Annotated in this window: 10 protein-coding genes; 4 read left to right on the top strand and 6 right to left on the bottom strand. The window is 41.3% G+C overall.

Annotated features, from left to right (window positions below; genetic code table 11):
- Positions 1–461: 461 nt before the first annotated feature.
- Complete coding sequence (locus J3U67_RS06870) at positions 462–728, top strand: chorismate mutase (RefSeq protein ID WP_218965379.1); 267 nt, start codon at positions 462–464, stop codon at positions 726–728.
- Positions 729–771: 43 nt separating this feature from the next.
- Here the strand turns inward: J3U67_RS06870 and murJ are convergent, their stop codons facing one another.
- Positions 772–2,310: a murein biosynthesis integral membrane protein MurJ gene (murJ, locus tag J3U67_RS06875; RefSeq protein ID WP_267404473.1), complete on the bottom strand. Its 1,539-nt coding sequence runs from the start codon at positions 2,308–2,310 to the stop codon at positions 772–774.
- A 236-nt stretch (positions 2,311–2,546) separates the two neighbouring features.
- Here murJ and asd point away from each other — a divergent pair, with 236 nt between their 5' ends.
- Entirely contained in the window at positions 2,547–3,662 is a 1,116-nt protein-coding gene (asd, locus tag J3U67_RS06880) for an aspartate-semialdehyde dehydrogenase (RefSeq protein WP_267392094.1), read from the top strand.
- Positions 3,663–3,862: 200 nt separating this feature from the next.
- Here asd and J3U67_RS06885 read toward each other — a convergent pair whose 3' ends face one another.
- Positions 3,863–5,251 (bottom strand): L-cystine transporter, encoded by a 1,389-nt coding sequence (locus tag J3U67_RS06885; RefSeq protein ID WP_267404475.1) that lies wholly within the window; start codon positions 5,249–5,251, stop codon positions 3,863–3,865.
- Positions 5,252–5,523: 272 nt separating this feature from the next.
- On the opposite strand from J3U67_RS06885, the gene thrB reads away from it, so the two are divergent.
- Together thrB and J3U67_RS06895 are read left to right on the top strand one after the other, a co-directional pair.
- Positions 5,524–6,444, top strand: a complete 921-nt coding sequence (gene thrB, locus J3U67_RS06890) for a homoserine kinase (RefSeq protein ID WP_100141452.1) — start codon at positions 5,524–5,526, stop codon at positions 6,442–6,444.
- 705 nt (positions 6,445–7,149) lie between these two features.
- A complete protein-coding gene (locus J3U67_RS06895) occupies positions 7,150–9,531 on the top strand; it encodes a glucose/quinate/shikimate family membrane-bound PQQ-dependent dehydrogenase (protein WP_267404477.1) in 2,382 nt (793 codons plus the stop codon).
- Between the two features lie 109 nt (positions 9,532–9,640).
- On the opposite strand, the gene leuS is transcribed toward J3U67_RS06895, so the two are convergent.
- From leuS to J3U67_RS06915, 4 genes are all read right to left on the bottom strand, one after another.
- Entirely contained in the window at positions 9,641–12,280 is a 2,640-nt protein-coding gene (leuS, locus tag J3U67_RS06900; RefSeq protein ID WP_267404480.1) for a leucine--tRNA ligase, read from the bottom strand.
- A gap of 344 nt (positions 12,281–12,624) precedes the next feature.
- Positions 12,625–14,382, bottom strand: a complete 1,758-nt coding sequence (ptsP, locus tag J3U67_RS06905; RefSeq protein ID WP_267404479.1) for a phosphoenolpyruvate--protein phosphotransferase — start codon at positions 14,380–14,382, stop codon at positions 12,625–12,627.
- Positions 14,382–14,651 (bottom strand): HPr family phosphocarrier protein, encoded by a 270-nt coding sequence (locus J3U67_RS06910; RefSeq protein ID WP_100141455.1) that lies wholly within the window; start codon positions 14,649–14,651, stop codon positions 14,382–14,384. Before J3U67_RS06910 ends, ptsP begins: the two co-directional genes overlap by 1 nt.
- Before the next feature lies 1 nt (position 14,652).
- Entirely contained in the window at positions 14,653–15,057 is a 405-nt protein-coding gene (locus J3U67_RS06915) for a PTS sugar transporter subunit IIA (RefSeq protein ID WP_100141456.1), read from the bottom strand.
- Between the last annotated feature and the right edge of the window lie 465 nt (positions 15,058–15,522).

Raw genomic sequence — 15,522 nt, forward strand, 5'->3', positions numbered from 1 at the left:
TATGCAAATATTGGTAAAATTGATGTATTGTAACTAATTTCGAACGTTATTAAAAGTACGTATTACATTAAACAGAAATAAAAAAATAATGTTTTCAATAATATAATGATAATTGTTATCATTAATATCTTCGAACAATCACTTGTTAATTTTCTATATTTTTTTCTGCTAAAGAAAACTGAATATCAATTATAAAATTTTTTATTAATCCCTGTTAGTTACAATTTTGCGCTATAAATATCACTTTTAGATAATTCTAATAACATAATTAAGAGGGTTGAGAGTACGCCCCACTGTTTAACTTGAATTAAATTCTTTTAATCGATATTTTTCATTTGTTAAGCTTAACGTTTTTAACTATACATAACATCTTTACCAGCCTAAAATATAATTTCTTGATAAATAAATAACTTACAAATATGCCATATACTCCACACCGTCTGCCAGATGATTGCAGCAATATGAATGAAATCCGTAGCGAAATTGATAACATTGATTATGCGATCATTCAGTTATTGTCAATCCGTTTCGGTTATGTCAAAGCAGCCAGTAAATTTAAAAAAAATACTGCCGATGTTCAAGCCAGTGAACGTTTCAAAAGCATGCTTGAAAAACGACAGCACTGGGCAGAAGAGCAAGGTCTAAACGGAGAGGTAATCAAAACGCTGTACTCTGATTTGGTTAAATATTTTATTGCCGAAGAATTGAAAGAATTTGAACGCAAGTAATACGCTTACTTTACTCATCAAGAAGGCTAAAATATTGAGCTATTTATTCTGCTTCGGCACGCCGGAAATCACGTATCCGGAAACCCAATGCGAAAAGAGCACCGAAGTACAAGACAATTCCGGCCGCAATCAAGACACTTAGCTGACCTACTTTTATCAGTCCGCCACTATGCCAATTAAACGGCAAATAATGCTGCAAGAGCCACAGACCGCTTCCCATAATGATCAATGCCAGCACCAGCCGTACCAGAAAACGCATCCATCCTGCTGTGGGTGTATACAGTTTCTGCCGCCGTAAAAGAATATACAACAGCCCAGCATTGATACAGGCACCTAAGCTGATGGCCAGAGCCAGACCAACATGATGCAGTTTCCACACAAACAATAGATTCATTAACTGCGTCATACATAAGGTGAAAATCGCGATTTTGACTGGCGTTTTTATGTTTTGACGCGCATAAAAACCTGGTGCCAATACCTTTATCAAAATCAGGCCAATTAGACCAACAGAATAGGCCACCAATGCGCCTTGTGTCATCAGTGCATCATATTCATTGAACTCTCGGTACATAAACAGCGTCGCTACCAGAGGAAAGGACAAAACCGCCATACCCACAGCTGCCGGCAAAGTGAGCAGCATACATAGACGCAGCCCCCAGTCGAGTAAAGCGGAAAAACTGGCAATGTCATTAGTGGCAGAGTGTTTAGACAGCGTGGGCAGTAGAATTGTTCCCAGTGCTACGCCCAGTACACCCGTCGGCAACTCCATTAGACGATCGGCGTAATACATCCACGATACTGAACCTGATTGCAGATAGGAAGCAAAGATGGTGTTAATCACTAAAGATATCTGCGCCACTGATACACCAAGAATGGCCGGTGCCATTTGCTTTAAAACACGGTTTACGGCCTTGTCCCTAAGTTTTAGCTTAGGCATGGCCAGAAAACCCAGCCTAAATAAATATGGCAATTGATACAGCAGCTGCAACAATCCTCCTACAAATACTGCCCATGCCAGAGCCAGTACCGGCGGATGAAAATATGGTGCCAGCCATAAAGCAAATACAATAAAGGAGATATTCAAAAATGTGGGGGTAAAAGCCGGCACACTGAACTGATGATAGGTATTGAGTACGCTGCCAACCAGTGAGGACAACGAAATCAAAAATATATATGGGAATGTGATCCGCAATAGCTGGACAGAAAGTGCAAATTTATCGGCATCTTGTTGAAAACCAGGCGCAGAAATATAAATTACCACCGGCGCAGCCAGAATCCCGATGGCAGTCACGATTATTAGTACAAACGACAGCAATCCGGCCACATGCTGCACAAAAGCCCGCGTTGCTTCTGGTGAACGCGTCTCGCGGTACTCAGCCAGTATCGGCACAAAGGCCTGTGAAAATGCGCCTTCGGCAAAAATACGCCGCAACAGATTGGGGAGTTTAAACGCCACAAAAAATGCATCTGTTGCCATGCCCGCACCAAAGCTGCGGGCTATTATGGTGTCGCGGATGAAACCTAGCACACGTGACAACATGGTCATGCTGCTGACTTTGGCCAGAGTACGCAGTAAATTCATCGATTGCACCAACTAAAAACAAAGGCGAAAGTGTACACCGGAATGGCTACCGATTCTATACGGCCAGAATTGAGCTCAAACGGATAGCACTAATCTGCCAAAACGTGCTATTCAGCATCAAATACAATTCAAACAAAAATTAACAGTTTACAAATAGTCACGAATATGGTTATAAGAGTGAACGACTTCTGGTAACAGAGATTTTGATTCATTTAAAGTGACTTAAGGAGCACCCGGTGAAAGTAGGTTTTGTTGGCTGGCGCGGCATGGTGGGTTCGGTATTGATGCAGCGCATGCAGGAAGAAAATGATTTTCAGAACATTGCTGATGCGTATTTTTTCACGACGTCGGCTGCAGGTGCGGCAGCGCCGGATTTTGGTCAGACAGCTAAAACTTTGCTGGACGCGCATAATCTGGAAGCTCTGGCACAAATGGATATTATTGTTACCTGCCAAGGTGGTGATTATACAAAAGCTGTGCATCAGCCATTGCGTGAACAAGGCTGGCAGGGTTTCTGGATTGATGCTGCCTCTACCCTGCGTATGAGTGATAAAGCCGTTATTGTACTTGACCCGGTAAACCGTGCTGTAATTGATACTGCATTATCTAGTGGAATCAAAGATTTTGTAGGTGGTAATTGTACAGTATCACTGATGTTGATGGCTCTTGGCGGTCTGTTTGAGCAAGATTTAGTAGAATGGGCTACCAGCATGACCTATCAGGCAGCTTCCGGAGCTGGTGCTCAAAATATGCGCGAGCTGATCAGTGCCATGGGTGCAATTGAATCACAGGTTAGTACCGAACTAGCCGATCCGGCCAGTGCTATTCTGTCCATCGACCGCAAAGTAGCCGATTTTCTGCGCAGCGATGCTTATCCGCAGACACAATTTGGCGTACCGTTGGCCGGAAGCCTGATTCCATGGATTGATGCCGATCTGGGTAATGGCCAGTCAAAGGAAGAGTGGAAAGGTGCCGTGGAAACCAATAAGATTTTAGGTCGTAGTACCCAACCACTGGTAATTGATGGATTGTGCGTACGTGTGGGTGCCATGCGCTGCCACAGTCAGGCACTAACTATAAAACTGAAACAGGATTTACCGGTCTCTGAAATTGAACATATTTTGGCGTCAGCTAATGACTGGGTAAAAGTCGTGCCGAATGAAAAAAATGCCTCCATGCACGAGCTGACACCTGCGGCTGTTACCGGCACATTAACTGTACCTGTCGGACGTATTCGCAAAATGGGTATGGGCGGTGATTACATTAGTGCATTTACCGTTGGCGACCAGCTTTTATGGGGTGCCGCAGAACCCATCCGGCGCATGTTGCAAATTGTTCTACACAGCAGATAAATATTCAGTAGCAAGTTGGATAATATTTACTTGTGCTGTATTCATAACAGGTTGATTTATATATAATTAACCTGTTTTTTTCTGAATGCATTCATAATCGCAATCTGTTCAGATCAATGCGAGAGCATCAATATAAATTCAGCCAGTCCGTATTAAAAGACTGGCTGAAATTCAACGTAGTTTTAGTTCACTCAAAACGATTATGGTGTAAGCTCATCATGTTCGCTACTATTTAGTATGGCTTGATCCGTTTGGTGTAGCCACTGGCTGGTTAAGGTACCGGCGGTCATGGCGCCACTAACATTTAATGCCGTGCGGCCCATATCAATTAAAGGTTCCACCGAAATTAGTAACGCAACTAATGTAATCGGCAAGCCCATTGCCGGTAATACAATCAAAGCAGCAAAAGTCGCACCACCACCCACCCCTGCTACCCCAACTGAGCTGATGGTTACTATTCCAACTAGGGAAGCTATCCACCAAGGGCCAAGCGGATTAATTCCTACTGTTGGTGCAACCATAGTAGCCAGCATGGCTGGATACAAGCCAGCACAGCCATTCTGCCCGATGGTTGCACCAAAAGAAGCAGCGAAACCAGCAATCGACTTTGGCACACCTAGGCGTTGTGTCTGTGCCTCGACATTTAGTGGAATAGAAGCAGCACTGGAGCGGCTAGTAAAGGCAAATGTCAGCACCGGCCAAACCTTCTGTAGATATTTTCTTGGATTGATACCAGAAACCCCTAGCAACAAACCATGTACCATAAACATTAATGCCAATCCCAAATAAGACACCAGTACAAAAGCCCCAAGCTTGATGATATCTTGTAAATTGGAAGCGGCCACTACTTTTGTCATTAACGCCAGCACTCCATAGGGAGTTAATAACATGACGATCCGAACCAGCTTCATAATCCAACTTTGCAACGTATCTATAGCCAGCAATACCCTTTCACCTTTAGCGGCATCATCTTTCAAAAGTTTCAATGCCGCTATACCTAAAAATGCAGCAAAAATCACAACACTGATAATAGATGTTGGATTTGCTCCAGTTAAATCAGCAAAGGGATTTTTCGGAATAAATGAAAGAAGCAGTTGTGGTACGGTTAAATCGGCTACCTTTCCAACATAATTTGTTTGAATTGCAATATAACGTGCAGTTTCAGCCTCACCCTGAATCAAGCCGTTTGCAGTCAATCCAAACAAGCTGGTAAGAAGAGTTCCTATTAGGGCCGCAATAGCCGTAGTCAGCAACAATACACCTATCGTCATCAGGCTGATTTTGCCCAGCTGTGTGACATTATGTAAACGCGCTACCGCACTCAGAATAGAAGCAAATACTAGCGGCATCACTATCATCTGTAAAAGCTGAACATAACCATTACCAATTACATTAATCCACTGCAATGAAACATCAACAGCTGGACTGGCTGTGCCGTATACAAGCTGTAGCCCCAGTCCGAATAAAATACCCAGAATCATACCCAGCAATACTTTTCTGGAAAGACTCCATTTGAAAAACTGCGTTCGACCAAGCACCCATAATAACAATGCGAACACTATCGTGTTCGCAAGCACGGATAAATTCATTTTATACTCCTGAACTGGCAAACCTTCAGCCAGCGTTTAATACATAGTGCTTATCAAGGATACGTAAATCTTCGAAGCTTGTGAAATAGCCCTTATGCATTCATTTATTCCTTTTTATTATATGTTAAAAGCATAATAACCACTGTATTAGTCCTGTTTTGCTGACTGAATACAAGATTTTTTTGTTATCATGCACACGTTTTGCTGAAATCACTTCTATTTTCTGTTTCAGCTTTTAATAATGTCTTTATCCTGTTTGATTGGTGATATCTATGTCTGTTTATACCAGTGTCAGCGATGATGAAATGCGCACGTTTCTGCGCGATTATCACTTGGGTCGATTTATTGGTTTGCAAGGTATCGCTCAAGGGGTAACCAACAGTAATTACTTCGTTACCACCACACAGGGACGTTATGTATTAACAGTATTTGAAGCCATGACACAAGCTGAACTGCCTTTTTTTCTGGATCTTACCCAGCATCTCAGTGCTCATGATGTTGCTTGTCCTGCTCCCATTGCCCGAATAGACGGCCGGTTGGATAGTACGCTTGCAAGCAAGCCAGCCTGTTTGGTTACTTGCTTGTCTGGCAAAGACACCAGTAGCCCTTCCGAACAGCAATGCTTCCATACAGGAGCCATGCTGGCGAAAATGCATTTGGCCGGAACTGAATTTCCACAAACAATGCCTAATCCACGCTACATAAGCTGGTGGCACGAAGCCAGCAATCGGCTCTTACCGTTTCTAAATGAAGAAGATAAGCATCTATTGCTAGAAGAAATTGCTTTTTTTGATACTCATAATCGTGCGGATTTACCAGAAGGCATTATCCATGCCGATCTATTCCGTGATAATGTTTTGTTGGACGGGGAGCAGGTAGCCGGATTTATTGATTTCTATTATGCATGTAATGGCAACTTCATGTACGACCTTGCTATTGCAGTAAACGATTGGGCTCGACGAGCAGACAATCATCTTGATCAGAATCTCCAGCAAGCTTTTTTCCGTGGATATGAAAGCATACGAACACTAACCACTGATGAAAAAGATTATTTCCCGATTGCACAACGGGCAGCATGTATCCGTTTCTGGGTTTCACGCCTGCTTGATTATCATTTTCCGCAAGTTGGCGAAATCACCTTCATCAAGGATCCAAATGTATTCCGTGATTTATTGCTAAGCTTACGCCAGTAATATTTTATATATGCCATTAACATATATAAAATATATTACTTTCAAACTTCCCAATAAAAAGCAAAGAATATACGGAAGAATTTTTTATCTTAAGAAAAGTTCATTTATTAAATAATTTATCAATCGAATAATTTATCAGCTTATTTAAAAAATAATTAACCATTCAATTTTTTGCTGCTTTTTATTCAATGTTTATTCAAATGTTTTCTCTTAGTTTTTGTCTTATTATAATTAATAGTGAATTAAGCCAACCAGATAACTTCAGCATTAACCAACCATTTTTATCAAAAACTTTGAATTTTTGAAATATTTATATTAACAAAACTACATCTATTCGTATCGAATCTGTGCGATGGCATCAGATAAAAACAAAATCAAGAATTTTCACATAAAAAAATATTATTGTAGCGCCCTAGCGATAATTAATACTACTGAAAGAATCTGTTCTGAATCATGATCAACCAGATTTTTGAAAAAAGAATTAACTTTTATACACCATCGTCAATAATATAATTTATTATCAATAAATCTGCTAAATTAGCTTTTGAATCCCTAAGACAATAATTTTTAGATGAATAGTATATAAAATCTTGAATATTAATTATTTAATATTCATAAAGATAGTCATTTGCATAATTATTATTGCTGACTATAATGACTTTTATTAACCATAAGAATTTTATTAAAACAACATACAGAGGCATAATGAACACACATAAATCAAAGCGTTCCGTCGCCAAAATCATCACATCGATCATATTATGGCTAGCTACTCTTTATTTGCTTATAGGAGGAATCTGGTTAATTAGTCTGGGCGGTTCCGCTTATTATGCAATCCTAGCAATCGCACTTGGTTTGTTCACCGTTCTATATCAGCGTAATTGCAGCAATAGCCTGTGGTGGTTCGCGATAATCCTCATTGCCACACTTGATTGGGGATTATCGGAATCCGGTACAGACTTTTGGGCACTGGCACCACGTTTTGACATTCTGTTTTTACTAGGTCTGTGGCTACTGTTACCATGGCCAACACGCCAATTAGCTACCAAACGCAGTGGCCAAGCTGCCATTGCCATTGGATTGATAGTTATTCTGGGTATCATGCTTTACAGCATTAATCATGACCCACAAGAAATCAACGGTACCATTTCGCGTGCCCAGCCAGAACCTGCAGTAGACCCAAATGGCGTAGCAGCAGAAGACTGGCCCGCCTATGGCCGTACACAAGGCGGCACACGCTATTCCCCTTTAACTCAAATCAATACCAATAACGTTAATCAGCTTAAAGTAGCCTGGACCTATCACACCGGTGATTTCAAAACTAATAACGACTCAGCAGAAACAACTAATGAGCTGACACCAATTAAAATCGGTAACAAGCTATTCATTTGTACACCACATCAGTTTTTGGATGCCCTCGATGCCACAACAGGTAAAAAACTTTGGCGTTTTGATCCAAAGTTACGCAGCAATAAAACCTTTCAACATCTTACTTGCCGTGGTGTCAGCTATTACGACGCGACCAAAGCTAAGCAAAATGAAACCACTCCTTCTACTTTATGTCCACGAAAAGTCCTTTTGCCGGTTAATGATGGACGATTAATTGCAGTTAATGCCGACAATGGACAAAAATGTCAGGACTTTGGCAATAACGGCGAAATCAACCTTCAAGCCAAAATGCCTTATGCATATTTAGGTGGCTACAATCCTACTTCACCGCCGGTAGTGACACCCAGCACTATTATCATTGGTGGGTCTGTTACTGATAATCTCTCCACAAAAGAGCCCTCTGGTGTCATCCGTGGTTATGATGCCAACAATGGCCATCTGAAATGGATATTTGATACTGGTGCACAAAATCCGAATGCCATGCCGGGTGAAAATACTACTTTTGTGCATAATTCTCCCAATGCATGGGCACCTTTAGTCTATGACCAGCAAAGGAATATTGTTTATATACCTACTGGAGTAGGTACACCAGATATCTGGGGAGGAAATCGAGATAAACTCAAAGAACGGTATGCTAATTCCATCGTGGCACTAAATGCCTCCACCGGAAAACTTATTTGGCATTTTCAGACCACTCATCACGATTTATGGGATATGGATGTGCCGGCTCAACCATCATTAATGGATGTAACACTACCTTCAGGAAAACGAGCACCAGCCATTTATATTTTGACTAAAACTGGTAATATTTTTGTGCTTAATCGCGAAACTGGACAACCCATTGTTCCCATTACCGAAAAATCAGTACCACAAACCATAAAACGTGGCAATCCGACTAAAGGCGAGCACTATGCAGCTACTCAGCCATTCTCAGCACTAAGCCTGACACCACAGGGCAAACTCACAGATAAGGATATGTGGGGTGCAACCATGTTCGATCAGCTTGTCTGCCGAATTCAATTTAAACGTCTAAATTATGATGGCATTTATACGCCACCTTCTGAAAATGGCACGCTCGTATTTCCCGGAAATCTAGGTGTGTTTGAATGGGGTGGTATATCTGTGAATCAAGATCGTCAGATTGCACTAATGAATCCGATTGAACTACCTTTCATTTCTCGCCTGATACCAACCAATCCAAACAGAGCACAGCAAGAACAAGGTGCAGGCACAGAAAACGGTATGCAACCCATGTATGGGGTACCTTATGGAGTAGAGATCAATCCTTTCCTATCTCCGATTGGCTTACCCTGCAAACAACCAGCCTGGGGATTTGTTAGCGGCGTAGATTTACAAACTAATAAAGTAGTCTGGAAAAAACGTATCGGAACAATACGCGATAGCCTACCGAAACTGTTTGAACTACCTCCGATGAAAATCGGTGTACCAGGGCTTGGCGGTTCAATATCTACTGCAGGTAATGTAATGTTTGTCAGTGCCACACAAGATGATTATCTACGTGCCTTCGACACTAGTAATGGTCAATTATTATGGCAGGCACGCTTACCAGCAGGTGGTCAAGCAACACCTATGACCTATGCTGTTAATGGCAAACAATACGTTGTACAAATGGCCGGAGGTCATGGTTCATTTGGTACAAAAATGGGTGATACATTAATTGCCTACACCCTGCCATAAGTTTTAAAGAACACGGATAATCTGATTACTGACTGTTCATACTCAAATCAGACAAATATAAACAAAAAAGACATGTTAAAACATGTCTTTTTTTTAGCCCTTGCAAAATTCAGACGACGATATTAACCAAACGTTTTGGCACAACAATTACTTTTTTCGGCGTTCTTCCTTCAACAAAACGCTGTACAGATGGCTCAGCCAATGCCGCGGCCTGTGCTGCATCATTACTGATATCAGCTGCAACGGTAATCTGTCCACGCAGCTTACCATTTACCTGCACCATTAAGGTTATTTCGTCTTGTACCAGTGCAGCTTCATCCACACGCGGCCATGCTGCTTCCCACAGCGTTTTCTGCGTAGACACCTCATTCCACAATATTTCACATACATGAGGCACAATCGGCCACAGCAGGCGCAACACGGATTCCAACACCTCTTGAGCTACTGTACGTCCTAGCTCTGAACTGCAATCGGTACGATCATATTGATTAAGCAGTTCCATCACTGCAGCAATAGCAGTATTGAACTGCTGGCGACGGCCATAGTCATCGGTTACCTTGGCTATCGTGGTGTGTAATTTTAGACGCAATGCTTTCAGTTCAGCGGACAACCCATCCTGACTACCTGAAAATGCCTTTACACTGGTACCTTGCTGCAAGTACTCATACACCGTACGCCATAAACGCCGTAGGAAGCGGTGTGCACCATCTACACCAGCATCAGACCATTCCAGCGATTGTTCTGGTGGTGCAGCAAACATCATAAACAAACGCGCTGTATCTGCTCCATAACGGTCGATCAGCTCTTGGGGATCGACACCGTTATTTTTAGATTTAGACATTTTCTCAATGCCGCCAATACAAACAGGTTTGCCATCTGCTTTTAAAGTTGCCTCCAGTGGTCTACCCTTATCATCACGCTTCAAGTCCACATCTTGTGGTGCAATCCATTCTTTACTACCATTCGCACCCTCACGGTAATAGGTTTCACAAACTACCATACCCTGAGTAAGTAGACGTTCAAATGGTTCATCTACATTTAACAACCCTTCATCACGCATTAATTTAGTAAAGAAGCGCGCATATAACAAGTGCAAAATTGCATGTTCAATCCCACCAATATACTGGTCAGCATTCAACCAGTAATTAGCAGCCTCTTTATCCACCATAGCCGTATCACATTGCGGTGAAGCATAGCGTATCGCATACCAGCTGGATTCAACAAACGTATCCATTGTATCGGTCTCGCGGCGAGCAGGCTTTCCACAGCACGGACAATTGGTTTCATAAAATTCCGGCATTCTGGTCAAAGGTGATCCAGCACCATCAGGGACAACATTTTCTGGTAATACTACAGGCAGCTGATCTTCCGGCACCGTAACATCACCACAATCATCACAATGAATAACCGGAATCGGACAGCCCCAGTAACGCTGGCGAGAAATACCCCAGTCGCGCAGACGGTATTGCGTTTTCGGTGCACCAGCATTTTTCGCCTGCAAAATTTCACCTATACGTTCAAACGCTGCCTGAAAATCTAAGCCGTCCAATTCACCACTGTTAATACATTGCGTCTGCTCCTTACGACCATACCATTCCTGCCAAGCTTGCGTATTGAATTCATCATCAGCCTGAGTAGAAGCAATTACCTGCTTAATCGGCAAGCGATACTTAGTGGCAAATTCAAAATCACGCTCATCATGAGCCGGAACTGCCATCACAGCACCATCACCGTAACCCCATAGCACATAATTAGCTACCCACACCGGCAGTACATCACCGTTCAGAGGATTAACAGCAAACCGACCTGTCGGCATACCTTTCTTTTCCATCGTAGCCATATCAGCTTCTGCAACTGAACCAGCCTTACACTCAGCAATAAACTGCTGTAAATCTGGATTATCAATAGCTGCAGCAGTGGCTAGAGGATGTTCTGCTGCTACCGCAATGTAAGTTGCACCCATCAGCGTATCTGGACGTGTAGTGTAGACCTGCACATAGTCAGCATACTCACCGCTCAAACCGGCCTTACTGTCATCAGATAGAGCAAACCGAACCTGCATACCACGCGACTTACCAATCCAATTGCGTTGCATGGTTTTAACCTGCTCAGGCCAATGATCCAGTGTATCCAGCCCATTAAGCAGCTCTTCAGCATAATCCGTAATTTTAAAGTAGTACATCGGTATTTCGCGTTTTTCCACAATCGCACCAGAACGCCAACCACGTCCATCTACTACTTGTTCATTAGCCAATACAGTCTGATCTACCGGATCCCAGTTAACCGTACCGTTTTTCTTATAAATAATGCCTTTTTGAAACAAACGCACAAACAGCCATTGTTCCCAGCGATAATACTCTGGTGTACATGTCGCAATTTCCCGACCCCAGTCAATCGCAAAGCCCAGACTTTGCAACTGTTTTTTCATATAAGCAATATTGTCATACGTCCATTGAGCGGGCGCCACTTGATGCTTCATTGCTGCATTTTCAGCCGGCAAGCCAAATGCATCCCACCCCATCGGCTGCATAACATTAAAACCATTAAGCAGACGATAACGGCTCAATACATCACCAATTGTGTAGTTACGCACATGTCCCATATGTAACTTACCAGAAGGATAAGGGAACATCGACAGACAATAATATTTAGGTTTAGGACTAAAATCTTCAGCGTTAAATAAGCGGTATTCCTGCCAGCGTGCCTGCGCTGCGGGTTCAATCTTCTCAGGACAGTATTGTTCTTGCATCATGAATCATCAATTTATTGTATAAAAATAGACCGCTATTATAACAGCTTACTCCAGACACCAACTTGCAATTAATTACTTTAGTAAGATAGTAGACTCCTTCAACTCTTCAATATTGAAAACATACTATGTAATCAATCAATTTAAATAATATATTCACATAACATATATTTATCTAAAAAAAACCACCGATACCAAGGGAGAGAATATCGGTGGACAATTTGCGGGAAAACACTACTTACTCAATACTGACTGTCAGGCAACAACAATATTGATAAAATAATTATATTAATCCGAGCATTAAACGCAGTTAATCTATGCTAAGTCAAACAAAAGAATTTGTTTTATTCCACAGAATCAGCCAATTCATGTGAAGAATTAAATTTTTTTAGCAATTTTAATGCCTTATCAGGATCATCATTGCGCAGAATTTTCTGCACCTCATTTTCTAGCATTAACAAATCACTTTGAATAATCTGATTTTTTACTGCTAGAATGTTATTCGCATTCATCGAAAAACGACGTAATCCCATCGCCATAAGCAGACGCGTATACTGGGCATCTCCGGCCATTTCTCCGCAAATCGACACTGGTTTATTTAACCGTACAGCAGTACGAATAACATGTAATAGCAGCTTAAGCACTGCAGGATGACCAGGCTGATATAAATAACTAACACTTTCATCATTACGATCAGCAGCCAATGTATACTGAATCAAATCATTGGTACCCACAGACACAAAATCAATCAGTTTCAGAATAGAATTCACAGTTAAAGCAGCTGATGGTATTTCTATCATGGCGCCGACCTGAATTTTTTCATCAAACTTTTGAAAACGGTCATTTAACTGCTGTTTAGCAGTATTCAGATGAGTTAGGCATTGTTGAATTTCAGTGACTGACGAAATCATTGGCCACATCATGCGTACAGGACCGAGAACAGCAGCTCTCATAATAGCCCTCATCTGAGTACGAAACATCACAGGTTCTGCCAAACATAATCGAATTCCAGTCAGACCTAGGGCTGGATTCATCGTATGACTGGGTCCAAACCAACGCGGATTTTTATCAACACCCAAATCAATAGTGCGTATAGTTAATGGTTTACCTTTCAGCCTTTTTACCACATCAGCATATTCTGTATATAGCTCTTCTTCTGTCGGTAATGCATCCCGATTTAGGTAAAAAAATTCACTGCGGTACAGCCCGATACCATCTACACCCAGATTATTTAATGATTTAATATCATTAACACTTTCAATATTGCCTAAAAGCTCTATATTGATGCCATCTAGGGTTGTTGCCGCCGTATTTTTTAGTTTATTTAATTGCCGTTTTAGACTACGAAATTCGCGTAAACGCCGACGATATTCTTTTAAAATAACATCATCAGGCGCAATAATGACTACGCCCATAGAACCGTCAACTATTATCAATTCATCTTCATTAATTAACTCACGGGCATATCCAAGCGCAATTACTGATGGAATATCTAGACTACGCCCCAAAATAGCTGTGTGACTAGTTGGACCACCAGCATCTGTAACAAAAGCAGCAATACGGCTGTCTTTAAAAAAGACGGTATCTGCCGGTGATAAATCATGTGCAACCAGAATCGTATCTTCTTCAAAGTCCTCGGCTTCAGTTACAACTTCTGTAGATATTCCAATCAGATTTTTAAAAATACGCTCAACCACCTGCAACATATCTTGTTTACGCGCGCGCAGATAATTATCTTCAATTGCATCAAACTGTTCAGCTAACTTATCTGTTTGTAACTTTAAAGCCCATTCAGCATTAATACACTTTTCTTTAATAATATCAACAGGCTCTCGAGACAGACTGACATCTCCAAGCAGCATCAGATGCAAAGAAATAAACGCGCCTAGTTCCGAAGGTGCATTTTGAGGAATATCGGTGCGTAGCTGTTCTAACTGACGGCGTGTCGTTTTAATAGCCTGCTCATAGCGGGCAATTTCTGCTGGAATTTCTTCTATGGATAAATCGCGATGAGGGACATCGTCCATCCCACGTACGACTAAATGAGCCCGTCCAATAGCTACTCCGGTTCCTACTGCCACACCATGCAGCACTATACACATTATTCGTCTTCACCAAAATAATTGTTAATCAGTTCAACTAATGCCTGCATCGCCTGATTTTCATCTACTCCATCTGTTTCCAGCTCAATAACACTACCCTGCGCGGCAGCTAGCATCATCAGACCCATAATACTTTTACCATTCACTCGCCGGCTTTTCCGTGTTACCCACACTTCACACTGAAAACTACTGGCCACCTGAGTAAATCTATTCGAAGCTCGTGCATGCAAACCTAGCTTATTAACAATTTCAATTTCCTTTTTTATCATGTTAGGGCTCATCCTGATTAGATATAGTCATAATACCGGCGATAGCAGCTGCTTTAACATCATCAGCAAATTTATGCACATCTTCTGCTTTAGTAAAATTTTGCAGTGCTTTGATTAACATAGGAGCATTCAAACCAGTAAGTAAAATAACATCTTCTCGCTGAATCAGCCGGCGTACCAAATTGCACGGCGTAGCTCCAAATATATCTGTCAAAATCAGTACACCATGGCCATAATCCAAAGCGGCCAGTTTCTCTACCACCTCTTTATGTATATTTTCTATTAAATCGCTGCTACGTACCCCGATTAATGAAACTTTTTCAGGTACAGATCCAAAAATATGCTGAATTAACTGCATATTTGCCTGTCCCACAGTCTCATGGGTTACAATCATCAAACCTATCATCGTATAACCTATTACAATTACAGCTCCAAGTGTACCGAATATTTCTCTCAAACGAAAAATAATTGCACCTGCTATCGCTGCCCAGTAAAAATAAGCTAAAACTCAACTGAATATCATTTTTTCGAAAACTTATCATACTTGTCTTATAGCAGAAAGAGAAATATTGAAAGAAAAAGATTCAGGTTTTAAGCTTTATCCACAAGATGGGTATTTTAGTCAAAATTCTTAATATACAACCGATATCAATTTTCAATGAAAAATTCTTAAGTTCTTGAAATGCTCAGTTTTTAATAATTTATTATTTAATAAATCTTTTGGTCAAAATTATTGTTAAGATATTTTGTATCATACTTAGTTTCAGATATTTATGATTTCAAATCAAATTATCTAACCGAGACGTACGGCACACGTAACTACACAGAATTTGACTACAGCAACAGCAGGCAAGCAATCTATTTCCTCTTC

Origin of the sequence: Snodgrassella sp. B3837 (genome assembly GCF_026535955.1) — a bacterium.
Classification (GTDB): Bacteria; Pseudomonadota; Gammaproteobacteria; order Burkholderiales; family Neisseriaceae; genus Snodgrassella; species Snodgrassella alvi_E.